The sequence below is a fragment of the Janthinobacterium violaceinigrum genome, from assembly GCF_009208555.1.
Lineage (GTDB): Bacteria > Pseudomonadota > Gammaproteobacteria > Burkholderiales > Burkholderiaceae_D > Janthinobacterium > Janthinobacterium violaceinigrum.
In genome coordinates, this window is the sequence record NZ_WFLI01000021.1 from 57,047 (window position 1) to 71,765 (window position 14,719).

14 protein-coding genes are annotated in these 14,719 nt (G+C 65.5%); 4 read left to right on the top strand and 10 right to left on the bottom strand.

What is annotated here, in order from left to right; translation table 11 throughout:
• The 6 genes from GCN75_RS17830 to GCN75_RS17855 form a co-directional block, all read right to left on the bottom strand.
• The gene (locus tag GCN75_RS17830; protein WP_152283649.1) at positions 1 to 1,245 is read right to left on the bottom strand and encodes an ABC transporter substrate-binding protein; all 1,245 of its coding nucleotides are present in this window, start codon (positions 1,243 to 1,245) and stop codon (positions 1 to 3) included.
• A 17-nt stretch (positions 1,246 to 1,262) separates the two neighbouring features.
• Positions 1,263 to 2,069, bottom strand: coding sequence for an ABC transporter ATP-binding protein (locus GCN75_RS17835; protein ID WP_152283650.1), 807 nt, complete (start codon positions 2,067 to 2,069; stop codon positions 1,263 to 1,265).
• Entirely contained in the window at positions 2,066 to 3,151 is a 1,086-nt protein-coding gene (locus GCN75_RS17840; RefSeq protein ID WP_152283651.1) for an acyl-CoA dehydrogenase family protein, read from the bottom strand. Before GCN75_RS17840 ends, GCN75_RS17835 begins: the two co-directional genes overlap by 4 nt.
• Before the next feature lies 1 nt (position 3,152).
• Entirely contained in the window at positions 3,153 to 3,707 is a 555-nt protein-coding gene (locus GCN75_RS17845; RefSeq protein WP_152283652.1) for a carboxymuconolactone decarboxylase family protein, read from the bottom strand.
• Between the two features lie 129 nt (positions 3,708 to 3,836).
• Positions 3,837 to 4,757: an AraC family transcriptional regulator gene (locus tag GCN75_RS17850; protein ID WP_152283653.1), complete on the bottom strand. Its 921-nt coding sequence runs from the start codon at positions 4,755 to 4,757 to the stop codon at positions 3,837 to 3,839.
• An 89-nt stretch (positions 4,758 to 4,846) separates the two neighbouring features.
• The gene (locus GCN75_RS17855; RefSeq protein WP_152283654.1) at positions 4,847 to 5,686 is read right to left on the bottom strand and encodes a symmetrical bis(5'-nucleosyl)-tetraphosphatase; all 840 of its coding nucleotides are present in this window, start codon (positions 5,684 to 5,686) and stop codon (positions 4,847 to 4,849) included.
• Positions 5,687 to 6,143: 457 nt separating this feature from the next.
• On the opposite strand from GCN75_RS17855, the gene GCN75_RS17860 reads away from it, so the two are divergent.
• The 4 genes from GCN75_RS17860 to waaA all read left to right on the top strand — a co-directional run bounded on the left by GCN75_RS17860 (position 6,144) and on the right by waaA (position 10,247).
• Positions 6,144 to 6,452, top strand: a complete 309-nt coding sequence (locus tag GCN75_RS17860; protein WP_152283655.1) for an H-NS histone family protein — start codon at positions 6,144 to 6,146, stop codon at positions 6,450 to 6,452.
• Positions 6,453 to 6,545: 93 nt separating this feature from the next.
• Positions 6,546 to 7,928, top strand: a complete 1,383-nt coding sequence (locus GCN75_RS17865) for a phosphomannomutase/phosphoglucomutase (protein WP_152283656.1) — start codon at positions 6,546 to 6,548, stop codon at positions 7,926 to 7,928.
• A gap of 4 nt (positions 7,929 to 7,932) precedes the next feature.
• Complete coding sequence (gene waaC / locus GCN75_RS17870) at positions 7,933 to 8,955, top strand: lipopolysaccharide heptosyltransferase I (protein WP_152283657.1); 1,023 nt, start codon at positions 7,933 to 7,935, stop codon at positions 8,953 to 8,955.
• 17 nt (positions 8,956 to 8,972) lie between these two features.
• Entirely contained in the window at positions 8,973 to 10,247 is a 1,275-nt protein-coding gene (gene waaA / locus GCN75_RS17875) for a lipid IV(A) 3-deoxy-D-manno-octulosonic acid transferase (RefSeq protein WP_152283658.1), read from the top strand.
• A gap of 46 nt (positions 10,248 to 10,293) precedes the next feature.
• Here the strand turns inward: waaA and GCN75_RS17880 are convergent, their stop codons facing one another.
• The 4 genes from GCN75_RS17880 to glyS are packed head-to-tail and all read right to left on the bottom strand — an operon-like array spanning position 10,294 to position 14,717.
• Complete coding sequence (locus GCN75_RS17880; protein ID WP_152283684.1) at positions 10,294 to 11,226, bottom strand: M48 family metallopeptidase; 933 nt, start codon at positions 11,224 to 11,226, stop codon at positions 10,294 to 10,296.
• A gap of 44 nt (positions 11,227 to 11,270) precedes the next feature.
• A complete protein-coding gene (locus GCN75_RS17885) occupies positions 11,271 to 12,011 on the bottom strand; it encodes a lysophospholipid acyltransferase family protein (protein ID WP_034746739.1) in 741 nt (246 codons plus the stop codon).
• 16 nt (positions 12,012 to 12,027) lie between these two features.
• The gene (gmhB, locus tag GCN75_RS17890; protein ID WP_152257969.1) at positions 12,028 to 12,615 is read right to left on the bottom strand and encodes a D-glycero-beta-D-manno-heptose 1,7-bisphosphate 7-phosphatase; all 588 of its coding nucleotides are present in this window, start codon (positions 12,613 to 12,615) and stop codon (positions 12,028 to 12,030) included.
• Positions 12,615 to 14,717, bottom strand: coding sequence for a glycine--tRNA ligase subunit beta (glyS, locus tag GCN75_RS17895; RefSeq protein ID WP_152283659.1), 2,103 nt, complete (start codon positions 14,715 to 14,717; stop codon positions 12,615 to 12,617). Before glyS ends, gmhB begins: the two co-directional genes overlap by 1 nt.
• Positions 14,718 to 14,719 lie beyond the last annotated feature (2 nt).

The window sequence follows — 14,719 nt, forward strand, 5'->3', positions numbered from 1 at the left end:
TCAGACCGCCACGGTTTCGCTGCGCAGCAGGTTGGCCGGCAGGCCGAAGGCGGCCGGGCCGCCCACGGCGGTGATGGCCTTGCGCACGAAGCGGTCATCGACCAGGTCGCGCGCGGCGAACTTCGGATCAAGGCTGGACAGGAAGCGCGTATCGCCTTCGACCTTGGTGCGGCCGATGGCGCGCACCAGTTCTTCCGTGTACGAGGCAAACGGATACGGCTGGAAGTCGATGCGGCGCTGCTGCCAGTTCTTGTGCACGATCAGTCCCTGCTTTTCATAGCCGGCGTAATCGGTGGTGGCCAGCACCTTGGTCAGCACCTGCAGCGGATGCGGCGTGTAGCGGTTTTCGCCCACGTTCGACAGCAGCTTGGCCGTGTCGACCTGGTTCGAGCGTGTCCACAGCTGCGCCTTGACGATGGCGTTGGTGACCTTCTGCGCCCATTCGGGACGCGTATTGATGTCGCGCTCGGACAGGAAAGTGACGCAGCACGCATGGTTTTTCCACACGTCGCCCGAGAAGCGCAGGATCTTGCCGATGCCGGCGTTTTCCGCCGCCGCGTTGAACGGTTCTGCCACGATGTAGCCGGCGATGGACTTGCTGGCCAGGGCGGAGACCATTTCGGCCGGCGCCAGCACGATCAGGTTGACTTCATTCGGTTTGATGGCCGCGTTGCGCGCGCGCGTGACCGGGGTCAGGCCGTTGGCGGACAGGATCTGCTGCAGCAGGATGTTGTGGATCGAGTACCAGAACGGGATGGCGACCGTGCGCCCGCCCAGGTCGGAGACCTTGTTGATCTCGTTGGCCACCGTCAGCGCGGAGCCGTTGACGTGGTTCCAGGCCACGACTTTCGCGGGGAACTTGGCGCCGTAGCGCACCCACAGGGTGGCTGGCGACAGCAGATGGATGACGTTGACTTGGCCGGCGACAAACGCTTCGATGATCTGCGCCCAGCTGCGGAACAAACGCGGCGTCTCGGCCTGCAAGCCTTCCGCTTCGAACAGCTTGCGCGCGTGGGCGACCAGCAGCGGAGTGGCGTCGGTAATGGGCAGGTAGCCGATCTTCACGGGCTGGTCGTCGCCTTTCGGACCCTGCTGGGCCATGGCGTCGCCGGCGAACAGCAGCGGCGAGGCGACGCTGGCCGTGGCCAATGCGGACATGCGCAGGAAGTCGCGCCGCGTCAGGCCGCAGTCGCAGTCGGACGAGGCGCAGATGTGCAGGGGTTTGTTGTGATCTTGGAATGTCATGGGCGTGTTCCGGTCGATTAAAGTTGGGCGAAGGCAGGTGCGTGATCCTGCTTTTGCAGCGCTTGCAGGGCGTCGAGGATGTCCATCTTGAGCGCGATAACGTCGGCGCTGTGGCCGATGCGCGGCTGGGCGATGGCGACGGGCCACTCGCGCACGATGTTGCCAGGCTTGCCGCCCATCAGCAAGATACGGTCGGCCACGAGGATCGCTTCATCGATATCGTGCGTGACCAGCAGCACGGCCGTATGCCAGCGGTGCACCACGTCGACCAGCAGCGATTGCATCTCGGCGCGCGTGATGGCATCGAGCGCGGAAAACGGCTCGTCGGCGAACAGCAGTTCCGGTTCGCGCGCGAGCGCGCGCGCCAGCGCCACCCTCTGCGCCATGCCGCCCGACAGGGCGGACGGATACAGTTTCTCGCGGCCCTTCAGACCCACCGCCTCGATGGCTTGCGCCACGCGCGCCTGGTGCGCGTCGCGCGTGAGCTGCGGCTGATGCTTGAAGTCCAGGCCGAAACCGGCATTGCCCGTAACGTTGAGCCAGGGCAGCAGGCTCGCCTGCTGGAACACGAGGGCGCTGCGCGGGTCCGGTTCGCGCATGGGCGCGTCGAGAAATTGAATCTCGCCCGTGGATGGCGGCTGCAAGCCGGCCAGCACGCGCAGCAAACTCGATTTGCCGCAGCCGCTGCCGCCCAGCAGGCAGACGATTTCGCGCTTGCGCACACCCAGCGAGACGTGCTGGAACACGGGCGCCGTGCCGGGATAGGCATAGCCGAGATCTTGCGCCTGCAGCGCCCATTGTTGCGGTTCCGCTGCTGCCGTCATGCCTGCGCTCCCGCGGCCTTGGCGGCCTGCTGGCTGTCGAACAGCTGCAGGGCCGCCTGCAATTGCGTCAGGCTGGGCGTGACGATGGGGATGAACGACGATTCGCGCCAGCGGCGGGCAAAACCCTGCTGCTCCCCGTTCAGGTAGGCGCGCCCGCCCATGGCCTGCAGTTCGAGCATCAGCGCCTGCTGCAGCAGTTCGGCCAGCTGTATGCGCAGGCGGAACATGGCTGGCGCCTGCGTCTTGAAGCGGCCATCGTGTACGCCGGCCAGCAAGGTAGCGACGGCTGCCTCCAGGGTCGCTTGCAGCGCTTCGATGCGGGGCGTGAGCTGGTTGCGCGAGCCGGCCGAGATCTGCGCCGCCTGCGCCAGGCTGGCGCGTGCCAGGCCGATCGACAGGCCGCACTGCATGCCAAGGAACGATGGGCGCACCTGCGGCAGCCAGGCTGGCGCATTGTCGCTGATGATATCGGCGGCGGGAATGTGCACCTGCGCCAGCTTGACGGAGGCCGTATTGCTGCCGCGCAGGGCGATCAGGTCCAGGTCGTCGCTGCGCTGCACGCCTGCCGTGCTGCTGTCGAAGGCGACGATGACGGGGGGCGCGCCATCGTTGGGCGCCACGGCGGCTGCCGCGACAAAGCCCGCCTTGCGCAAGTTCGTCACCCAGGCCAGGCCGCCGTCGACCAGCAAGCCATCGGCGTGACGCGCGCCCGTGATTTGCAGCTGCTCGATGCCGGACAAGAATTTCATGGCGTTCGACAGGCCGCTGGCGCCCGCCTGCGCGCCGGACAGCAAGCCAGGCAAGCGGCGTTCGGCCAGCGCGCGGTTCTCGCTTTGCAGCAGGAATTCGATGAAGCAGCGCTGGCCCCAGAAGACAAAGGCCGCCGTTACCGATTGCTCGGCCACTGTGGCGATGGCGTCGATGGCGTCGCGCACGTCGCCGCCCGCGCCGCCGTGTTCCTGCGGCACGCCGATGCGCAGCAGCTGGTCGCCGGCCAGCGCCGGCAAAACGGTTTCAGCCAGGTCCGACGATTGGTCGAGCTGGTCGGCATGCATGTGCAGCCAGTGAGGGAGCTTGACCATGTCAGACGGCGCCAGGCAGGTAGGGCGTCAATTGCAGATTGACGGGCGTGCCGGCCAGGCTGTTGGAGAAATTGCACAGGGTGGCCAGGCTGATGCCCAGCACGACTTCCAGCGCCTGCTGTTCGTTGTAGCCGGCGGCCAGGAAGGCTTGATAGTCGCCGTCGGCGACGGCGCCGCGCGTGGCGATGACGGCCGTGGCGAAGGCGGCGACGGCGTCGAGTTGCGCGTCGCCCGTCGGCTGGCCGTGCTGCAGGGCGCGCACGGTGTCCGGTGTCTGGCCTGCTTTTTTCAGCGAGATGGCGCTGTGGCCAGCGATGCAGAAATCGCAGCCGTGGATGCGCGCGGCCGTGATTTGCACCACTTCGCGTTCCATCAGGCTCAGGCTGGCGCGCGCATTGATGCCGGAGACGGTCAGATACGTTTCCAGCGCCAGCGGCGCATTGGCCAGCACGCCGATCAGGTTGGGCAGGTAGCCGTTGTTGGCGATGGCTTTTTCCACGAAGGGGCGGCTATCGGCCGGGGCGGTGTCGAGGGTGTGCAGCGTCAGACGGGACATGGGGTACCTTGCTAGTTTAGTAAGTCACCCGGCCATTATATCGGCCATGCCGTGCACGTAACAGACGTCAGCGTCGTCCTTTTGTGCTCGTTCGTCTTTGATTGCGCAAACCTTGATGTCCGCTGGACTTCAGCTGGCCAGTTGGCGCTGGCGCTGGTCGCGCCGGTAGGCGCCCGGCTGCTCGCCCGTGACCCGCTTGAACGCGCGCGTAAACGCGGCGTGCGAGCGGTAGCCCACCAGTTCGGCCGCGCGTTCGACGGAGACGCCGTCGTGCAGGCGCCGGGCGGCGATCTTCATGCGCAGCAGGAGCAGGAACTGGGCCGGCGAGTGGCCGCTGGCGCTGGCGAAATGCTTGCAGAAGCTGGCGCGCGACATGCACGCGGCCTTGGCCATGTTCTCGATCGACCAGTCGGCGGCGGGAGCGTCGAGCATGCGTTCGAGCAGCGGCGAAAATGCGGGCTGGTGCAGCAGCGACAGCAGGCCGGCCGCCACTTGCTCGCCCTGCGCCACATGGCGGATCAGGTAGAAGAACAGCAGTTCGACCAGGCGCGCGATCAGGGGCGACGGCTGTTCCGGATCGCCGCCGGCTTCAAGCAGGATCAGGTCGAACAGCGCGGTGGCGGCGCTGAAGGCGGGTGCGTCGCCGCGTATCAGCAGATATGGGGGGAACGAGTCGACGATCAGCGCGGAGAGGGCGCCGCGAAACTGAAAGAAGCCGCAGGCCAGCGCCGTTGCCGGACCGTCCGTGGACGCCTGCAGCGGCAGCATCGTTTGCGCGCTCACCGCCTGCGCCGGGTCGCCATGGGGGCTGAGGAAGTGCGGCAAGTCGCGCAGCAGGAAGACGCCATCGCGCGGGCCCAGCGCAATCGGCGCCGCGCCATCGAGATGCAGGTAGCAGTGGCCATCGAGCACCAGGTGAAAGCTGCCCAGTTCCCGGCCCGCCGTGGAAGCGCGCCAGCGGCCGCAGTACTGGCCCACATGCAGCACGGCGGTGTCGAGTTCCAGGCTGCCGAGCAGCCAGCGCGCCAGTCTGTCGGTATCAGGATGCATGGGATGGCAAAGGCAAAAGCTGCATCATACGGCGCAGGCGCGGCAAGGCAAACGACCGTTTTCGACTAAGCATATGCGCGCCATGCAGCTTAGCGCTTGCCGCTGTGTTGCTGGAAGGCGGGACAGTCGACTTGCAGCAGCGAGCGGTCTTCCAGGCACACGGCGGAGAGTTTGCCGCCCCACACGCAGCCGCTATCGAGGCCGATCAGGTGGGGCCGCAGCTGCAGCCCCAGCGCCGACCAGTGGCCGAAGACGACGGTGTCGCCCGCGCTGCGCCGTCCCGGCACGTCGAACCAGGGCAGCAGGCCGGAGCCCGGCGGCGCGCTGCCGCTCTCCTTCATCTTGAAATCCATGACGCCGTCCGGCGTGCAAAAGCGCAGCCGCGTCATGGCGTTGACGATGCAGCGCAGCCGGTCGGCACCCTGCAGGTCGTCGCGCCAGGCGGCCGGTTCATTGCCGTACATGGTGCGCAGGAACGCCACCCAGCCGTCGCTGCGCAGCATGGCGGACACTTCCTCGCTCAGCGACAGGGCTTGCGAGGCGCTCCATTGCGGCAGCAAGCCCGCATGCACGAGCACGTGGCCCTGGTGCTGCAAGGCGAGCGGGCGCTGGCGCAGCCAGGCGAGCAATTCCTCGCGGTCGGGCGCGTCGAGGATGTCGGCCAGCGTATCGGACGCATGCTCCGGGCGGATGCCGTTGGCCACGGCCAGCAAGTGCAAGTCATGGTTGCCCAGGACGCTGTCGGCCAGGCCCTGCTGCGCCAGCGCATGCACGTGGCGCAGGGTGGCCAGCGAGGCGGGACCACGGTTGATCAGGTCGCCGGCGAACAAGAGCCGGTACGGGCCATCTGCCGCCGCCTGGATGCGCTCGATCAGTTCGACGGTTTGTGCATGGCAGCCTTGCAGATCGCCGATAAAGTAAGTTTTCATATGTGCCAGAGTGAAGTGAACGACGCGCATGCATTATAAGCACGGCTGCCCTTTGGCGCTGGAGACATTGCCGGCAAGCGCCTGATTGCGCGTGGGCGCGGCAGGCCGGAAACAACCGGATACGGATTAAGCCGGAGCGGCATTTACTTCCGCTTAATGCGCCGCTGCCGTATATCGATAATAATTTCCCGGCCCGATTGCCGAAATGGCTGGCTGCACCGGCCAGTCCTGCAAACAGTTACCCGCAGGCCAATTGGAATGTTATTTTATTCATATTAATGCATTCTTCATGCCTTATTTCCGCATATTCTTCATTTAATCTTAATGTTGGGCGGGTAAATAAACCGCTGGCCGCGATTCAAATAACGATAGATTATGTTGCGATGCGCAAATATTTATACAATGTAGTATATTTCACGTAATTTTATTAATTCAATTAATGTAAAGGATATACGGAATGGATCTGTCGACGATGACGATGCAGGAATTGCGCAAACTGGAAGATAATGTCAAGCAGGAATTGAACAGCCGCGAACGTGACGACTTGAACAAGGCGCGCGAACAGATCATGGCCATCGCGCAGCAAGCGGGCATTCCGCTGAAACAGCTGATACTCGACGGCCTGCACCCGCGGGCGGGCAAGGTCGCCGTGCGTTACCGCCATCCGGACAATGCGACTGAGCAATGGACAGGCCGTGGCCGCCAGCCGCTGTGGGTCAAGCAATGGGTGGAATCGGGCAAGTCTATCGATCTGCTGCGCGTATAATTCGGTATACTCTTGGCGCAGTAGCAAGCTGGCAGTTTCGCGCTGCACCTTGCCACGCACTCTATCGATACCCTTACTTATACCGCACACACCATGCTTCCATTGTCCAGAACGATCTTCAAGGCCTACGATATTCGCGGCATCATCGCTAAAACCCTCGATGCCAGCGTGGCCTACAAGATCGGTCAGGCCTTTGGCCAGGCCGCGCTGGCCAAGGGCGAGCAGCGGGTCGTGATCGGCCGCGATGGCCGCCTGTCGGGACCTGAATTGACGGCGGCGCTGGCGCAGGGCTTGCAAGCCGCAGGCGTCGACGTGATCGACCTGGGCGTGGTGGCCACGCCGATGGTCTATTTCGGCACGAACGTGCTCGACACGCGCTCCGGCATCATGGTCACGGGCAGCCACAATCCACCCGATTACAACGGCTTCAAGATGGTGCTGGCCGGCGAGGCGATCCACGGCGAAGCGATCCAGGCGCTGTACCACAGCATCGTCGCGCACGACGGCAGCGCCAGCGCCACGCCGGGAGCCTACGCCACGCACGATATCCGCGCCGCCTACCTGGAGCGCATCCTGGGCGACGTCAAGCTGGCGCGCCCGATCAAGATTGCCGTCGATTGCGGCAATGGCGTGGCCGGCGCGTTCGCGGGCGATCTGTTCCGCGGCATGGGTTGCGACGTCATCGAATTGTTCTGCGACGTCGATGGCAATTTCCCGAACCACCATCCGGACCCGGCGCACCCGGAAAACCTGCAAGACCTGATCCGCTGCCTGGCCGAGACGGATGCGGAAATCGGCATCGCCTTCGACGGCGACGGCGACCGCCTGGGCGTGGTCACCAAGGATGGCCAGATCATCTACCCTGACCGCCAGATGATGCTGTTCGCCGCCGACGTGCTGACCCGCCATCCGGGCGCGCAGATCCTGTATGACGTGAAATGCACGCGCCACCTGGCGCCGTGGATCAGCAAGCATGGCGGCGTGCCGCTGATGTACAAGACGGGCCACTCGCTGGTGAAAGCCAAGCTGCGTGAAACGGGTGCGCCGCTGGGCGGCGAAATGAGCGGCCATATCTTCTTCAAGGACCGCTGGTACGGTTTCGACGACGGCCTGTATTCGGCTGCGCGCCTGCTGGAAATCCTCACGCGCGAAACCGATCCATCGGCCTTGCTGAACTCCCTGCCGCAGTCCGACAGCACGCCCGAACTGCACCTGGAACTGAAGGAAGGCGAGAACGTCGCCCTGATGGACACGCTGCGCCGCGACGCCGTTTTCCCCGGCAATGAGCAGATCATCACCATCGACGGCTTGCGCGTGGAGTATGCGGATGGTTTCGGCCTGGCCCGCTCGTCGAACACCACGCCGGTGATCGTCATGCGCTTCGAGGCGGAGACGCCGCAAGCCCTGGCGCGCATCCAGGGGCAGTTCAAGAGCGTGATCCTGGCCGCCAAGCCTGACGCCGTTCTGCCGTTCTGACAGCATGGCCGGTCAACCAGGCGCACGGGCGCCCCTGAAAATCCTGCTGGTGCGGGTGTCTTCGCTGGGCGACGTGCTGCATAACCTGCCCATGGTGGCAGACATCGCCCGCCATTATCCGGATGCGACCATCGACTGGGTGGTCGAGGAAGGCTATACCAGCCTGGTGCGCCTGAATCCGCGCGTGAATACCATTTTCCCGTTTGCGCTGCGGCGCTGGCGCAAGAGCCTGGGCAAGAAGGAGACGCGCGCGGAAATCGCCGCCTTCTTCCGCAGCCTGCGCCAGACGCGCTACGATTACGTGTTCGATACCCAGGGCTTGCTCAAGACGGGCATCATCATGGGCGCCGCGCGCCTGGCGCCGGGCGGACAGAAAGTCGGCCTGGCCAATGGCAGCGAAGGTTCCGGCTACGAAGGCATCTCGCGCATTTTTCATACGAAAAGCATTCCGCTCGACCCGCGCACGCACGCGGTAGCGCGCGGCCGCCTGGTGGCCGCCGCGGCGCTGGGCTACGCGGCCGACACGCCGGCCGATTTCGGCTTGCCGGAATTATCTGGCAGCGAGCCGCGCCCGGACTGGATGGGCGATGCGCCATATTGCGTGTATTTCCACGGCACGGCGCGCGACGCCAAGAAATGGGCGCCGCAGCACTGGATCGCGCTGGGCCAGGCGCTGGCGCCGATGCCGATTTTGCTGCCCTGGGGTTCGCCCAAGGAAAAGGCGGAAGCCGAACAGCTGGCGGCCGGCCTGCCGAACGCGCGCGTGCTGCCGAAGCTGTCGATGGCCGACGCCACCCTGCTGGCACGTCACGCGGCGCTGGTGGTCGGCGTCGATACGGGCCTGACGCATATCGCCGCCGCCTTCCTGCGCCCGACGGTGGAAATCTATGCCGATTCGCCGCTGTGGAAAACGGAAGGCAACTGGTCGCCGAAAATCATCAACCTGGGCGACAAAGGCGCGCCGCCCGGCGTGCCGGAAGTGCTGGCCGCGGCGCAGCGCCTGCTGGCCGAATATCCTCCCGCCTGACCTCAACGTTACCTATCATGCGACTTCTTTATACCCTTGCCTGGTGGCTGGCCTTGCCCCTGGTGCTGGCGCGGCTGTGGCTGCGCGGCCGCCAGGAACCCGGCTACCGCCAGCACTGGGGCGAGCGCCTGGGCTTTTACGGACGCCAGGCCGGCACTGCGCCCGCCACGATCTGGCTGCATGCGGTCTCCGTCGGCGAGACGCGCGCGGCCGAGCCGCTGATCGATGCGCTGCTGGCCGCATGGCCCGCGTGCCGCATCGTCCTCACGCACATGACGCCGACGGGACGCGCCACGGGCAAGTCGCTGTTTGCCAGGCACGGCGCGCGCCTGGTGCAAAGCTATCTGCCGTACGACACGGGCGCCATGCCGGCCCGTTTCATCCGCCATTTCGCGCCGCGCATCTGCATCCTGATGGAGACGGAGGTATGGCCGAATCTGATCCACCAATGCAACCGCCACGGCGTGCCCGTGGTGCTGGCCAATGCGCGCCTGTCGCAGCGTTCGCTGGGCAAGGCGCAGCGCCTCGGCAAGCTCATTGCCGATGCGGCGCGCGGCATCACCCTGGTGGCGGCGCAGACGCAGGACGACGCGCAGCGCGTGCACCAGCTGGGCGTGCAGGACGTGGTCGTCACGGGCAGCATCAAGTTCGACGTGGTCGTGCCCGAGGCGGCGCTGGCGACGGGCGCCTGGCTGCGCGGCGCCATCGGCGCACGGCCCGTGCTGCTGTGCGCCAGCACGCGCGAAGGGGAGGAACAATTGATCCTCGATGCCCTGACCCGCGCCAGCCTGCCTGCCAATGTGCTGCTGCTGATCGTGCCGCGCCATCCGCAGCGTTTCGACGAGGTGGAAAAACTGATCGCGGCGCACGGCCTGGCCGTGCAGCGCAGGTCCGGCCTGGCGCAGGGCGATGCCGTGGCGGCGGGCACGCAGGTGCTGCTGGGCGACTCGATGGGCGAGATGTTTGCGTATTACGCGGCCTGCGATTGCGCTTTCGTCGGCGGCAGCCTGCTGCCTCTGGGCGGACAAAACCTGATCGAGCCGGCGGCCCTGGGCAAACCCGTGCTGATCGGCCCCCACACCTTCAACTTTGCGCTGGTGACCGAGCTGGCGATTGCCGCCGGCGGCGCCGCCCTGGTGGCGGACGCCGACGCGCTGATGGCGCAAGCGGCGGCCTTGCTGCAGGACCCCGCGCGCCTGGCGGCCATGGGAGAGCAGGCGCTGGCGTTTGCCAACCAGCACCGGGGCGCCACGCCGCGCACGCTAGCGGCCATCAAGCCGCTGTTGCCGTAATATTGCCAATCACGTTGCCGGATGAGGGCCTGTGGCCTGATCCGGCCTACGCGAACAACACGGGCAGCTCCTGCGAGCGTTTCCTCAGCGCCTGCTTGGCGCCGTCGTAGTCGGGATAGATCGATTCCACGGTGGCCCAGAAGCGGGGGCTGTGGTTCATTTCCAGCAGGTGCGACAGTTCGTGCGCCACCACGTAGTCGATCAGCGGCAGGGCGAAGTGGATCAGGCGCCAGTTCAGGCGGATCTTGCGCTCGATGGTGCAGCTGCCCCAGCGCGTGCCGGCCGACGAGAGCGACAGCGAGTCGTAGCGCACGCCCAGCTTGTCCGCGTACAGGTCCAGGCGCGCTTCGAACAGCTGGCGCGCCTCGTGCTGGAACCAGCCCTTCACTTTTTCCTTCAATTGCTGCTCGCTGCCCGCGGGCGTGACCCATACGTGCAATTCGTTCGTCTCGCGCTGGAAGCTGGCGCGGTGGCGCGGCGCCTGGTGCAATCGCAAGGTGATTTCGCCGCCGAGATAGGGCAGCACGGCGCCATCGACCCATGCCACGGGCGGGCGCTGCAAACGCTGCACCTTGCGCTCGCCCCGTTCCAGCAGCTTCGAGACGATCCAGCCCTGTTTGGCGCGGATGGCGCTGTCGATTTCGGCCAGGGTGACGCGTTTTGGCGCGGTCACGCGCAGGCCGTTATCGTCGATCATGAAGCCGATGGAACGGCGCGTGGAGCGGCGCAGGGCGAATTCGACCAGGTGGCTACCCAGCTGCAGCTGGCGCAATGGCGGGCCATCGGCGGTGCGTGGCGGGGAAGGCAGGGGGGATGGGGCGGGGTGAGCGACAGGGGGCGCGGGCGGTGGCGCAAGCTGCACCGGCGTCACCACGGGCGGCGCTGGCGGTGCCGTGGGGCGCACCGCCGGGGGCGTGCTGGTCGAGACGTCATGCGCGAACAGATCCAGTTGCTGGTCGCCGACCTTGATGGTCTTCATCTGCTGGCGCAGGGTCGGCTCCTGGATGACCGCGCTGATGCCGTCTAGCCAGCGTTGTAGGCGTGAGGCGAAATGACGCGCATTTCTGATTCTATCCAATTTTCCACCTGTTGCATCATGCTGTCCGGGGTTTGCCCTTCCGGCGAAATCGGTTTGCCTATCGAGACGGTGATCAGCCCCGGGCGTTTGAGGAACGACTGCTTGGGCCAGCACTCGCCTGAATTGTGCGCAATCGGCACCACCACGGCGCCCGTGGCAATGGCCAGGCGCGTGCCGCCGCTCTTGTACTTGCCCGCCTGGCCCACGGGAATGCGGGTGCCTTCAGGGAACATGATAATCCATTGGCCGTCGGCCAGGCGGCGCTTGCCATGCGCGACCACGCTCTTGAAGGCATGCTTGCCCTGCTTGCGGTCGATGGGGATCATGCGCAGCAGCGCCATGGCCCAGCCGAAGAAGGGGATGTACAGGATCTCCTTCTTGAACACGTAGACCAGCGGACGGGGAAGGCTGGGCAGCAAGAAGATGGTTTCCCATGCCGACTGGTGCTTCGACAGCACGATGGCCGGCGCGTCGGGGAAATTCTCGGCGCCCTTGACTTCATAGCGGATGCCGCAAATGACCTTGGCACACCACAGGATAAACACGTTCCAGCGCGAGGTGACCCAATAGCGCTTGTTGTAGCTCAATGGCGCGGCAAAAAAGCACACGCAGGCCCAGACGATGGTGGCCACGATCATGATGATCATGAACAGCAGGGATCGCAGGAACAGGGAAATATTACGCAATGCGGTTCTCCGAAAATTAGATACTGAATGCCACGGTGGGCGCCGGTACCGCGGGCGCCTTGAGCAGGTGGCTGACCACGGCGGCCAGGTCGGGGAAGACCTGGGTGCCAGGCGGCAGGCCGCCCGTTTCATCGGTTTTTTCGCCCTTGCCCGTCAGGACCAGGTAGGGCACGCAACCGCTGATGAAACCTGCCTGCAGGTCGCGCAGCGAATCGCCAACGGTGGGCACGCCTTTCAGGCTGGTGTTGTAGCGCTGCGAAATCTCATGGAACATGCCCGGTTTCGGCTTGCGGCAGTCGCAATTGTCCGCGCCCGCATGCGGGCAAAAGAAGATGGCGTCGATGTCGGCGCCCACCTGCTGCGCCAGGGTGTGCATCTTCTGGTGGATCGCGTTCAGCACCGTCATGTCGAAGTATTCGCGCGCGATGCCCGACTGGTTCGAGGCGACGACGACGCGATAGCCGGCCTGGTTCAGGCGGGCGATCGCTTCGAGCGAGCCGGGGATCGGCAGCCATTCGGCCGGCGACTTGATGAAGTCCGGCGAGTCATGATTAATGACGCCGTCGCGGTCGAGAATAATCAGTTTCAGCGCCGGAATGCCCATTATGCCGCCAGCTTGGAAATGTCGGCCACGCGGTTCATCATGCCGTGCAGCGAAGACAGCAAGGCCAGGCGGTTGTTGCGCAGGGCGACATCCTCGGCCATCACCATCACGTCGTTGAAGAAGCCGTCGACGTCGTCGCGCAGCTGCGCCAGGGTTTGCAGCGTGCCCGCGAAATCGCCCTTGGCAAAGGCAGCGTCGATTTCCGGCTGCACGCGCGAGACGGCGGCGGCCAGTTTTTTCTCCGCTTCGTCCTGCAGCAGCGCCACGTTGACGCCGGCATCGGCGACCAACCTGAGCGCTTCCTCGTTCTTTTTCAGGATGTTCGTGATGCGCTTGTTGGCGGCGGCCAGCGAAGCGCTTTCCGGCAGGGCGGCAAACGCCTGCACGGCTTCCAGCCGCTGCACGATGTCGTCCAGGCGGTCCGGATTTTGCGCCACGACGGCTTCGATTTCATTCGGCGAGAAGCCGCGCTCGCGCAGGATGCCGCGCAGGCGGTCGAGCATGAAGGTGGTGACGTCGAGCACAGGATCCTTGAAGCCGGGAACGGCTGCGAACTGCGCGGCGGCGTCGGCCAGCAAGCCCTGGATCGACAATGGCAGGCGTTTTTCCAGCAGCATGCGCAGCACGCCCAGCGCGTGGCGGCGCAGCGCGAACGGGTCCTTGTCGCCCGTTGGCGCCAGGCCGATGGCCCAGATGCCGACCAGGGTTTCGAGCTTGTCGGCCAGGGCCACGGCGGTGCCGGTGGCGGTGGTCGGCAGGCTGTCGCCGGCAAAGCGCGGCTGGTAGTGCTCGGACGCGGCCAGCGCCACTTCTTCCGGCTCGCCGTCGTGGCGCGCGTAGTACGTGCCCATGATGCCTTGCAGCTCGGGGAATTCGCCCACCATGTCGGTCAGCAGGTCGGCCTTGGCCAGCAGGGCGCCCCGTTCGGCCAGGGCCACGTCATATTGCAGCTTGGCGGCGATGGCGCCGGCCAGCGACTTGACGCGCTCTGTGCGGGCCGCTTGCGTGCCCAGTTTGTTGTGGTAGACCACGTTGGCCAGCAGCGGCAGGCGCGATGCCAGCGTTTTCTTCTTGTCCTGCTCGAAGAAGAATTTGGCGTCCGACAGGCGCGGGCGCACGACGCGCTCGTTGCCGCCGATGATGTGCTCGGGCGTGTCCGTCTCGATGTTCGAGACGATCAGGAAGCGCGAGCGCAGTTTGCCTTCGCTGTCCGTCAGCGCGAAATATTTCTGGTTCGTCTGCATGGTGAGGATCAGGCATTCCTGCGGCACGGCCAGGAATTCTTCCTCGAAGTGGCATTCATACACGACCGGCCATTCGACCAGCGCGGTGACTTCGTCGAGCAGCGCTTCGGGCATCAGCACCTGATCGGCACCGGCCTTGTCCAGCAGCTGGGCGCGGATGCGTTCCTTGCGTTCCTCGTTGCTGGCGATGACGCTGGCGTTGAGGATCAGCGAGGGCGCGTAGTTTTCCGCGTGCGCGATGCTGATCGGCGTGCCGTCGGTGAGGAAGCGGTGGCCCAGGGTGGTGCGGCCGGCCGTCAGGCCCAGCAGGGTCAATGGCACGATATTGATGCCGTGCAGGGCGATCAGGCTGTGCGCCGGGCGCACGAATTGCACGGTGGTGCCGTCCGGGCGCTGATAGCTCATCAGTTTTGGAATCGGCAGCTTGGCGGCCGACTCTGTCAGGGCCGCCTGCGCGCCCGCGGCGAGCTGGCTGCCCGGCGCCGTGTAGGTGTAGAAGAAGCTGTCGGCCTTGCCGTCGGCGGCGCGTTCCAAGTCCGCCACCGTCAGGTCGGGGAAGCCCAGTGCGGCCAGTTTCTTGGCCAGCGGCGGCGTGCCGTTGCCGTTCGCGTCCAGTGCCACGGAGACGGGCAGGACTTTTTCACGGATCGATTTGTCGGGCGAGACTTCGCGCACGTTGGTGATGGAGACGGCCAGGCGGCGCGGCGAGGCGTAGCTGGTGGCGACGCTGTCGGCTTCCAGGAAGTCGCGCGATTTCAAACCGTTGACGATGCCGGCAGTAAAGGCGGCGCCCAGTTTGGCCAGCGCTTTCGGCGGCAGTTCTTCGGTCAGCAGTTCGATGAGCAGTGTTTGGTTCATGG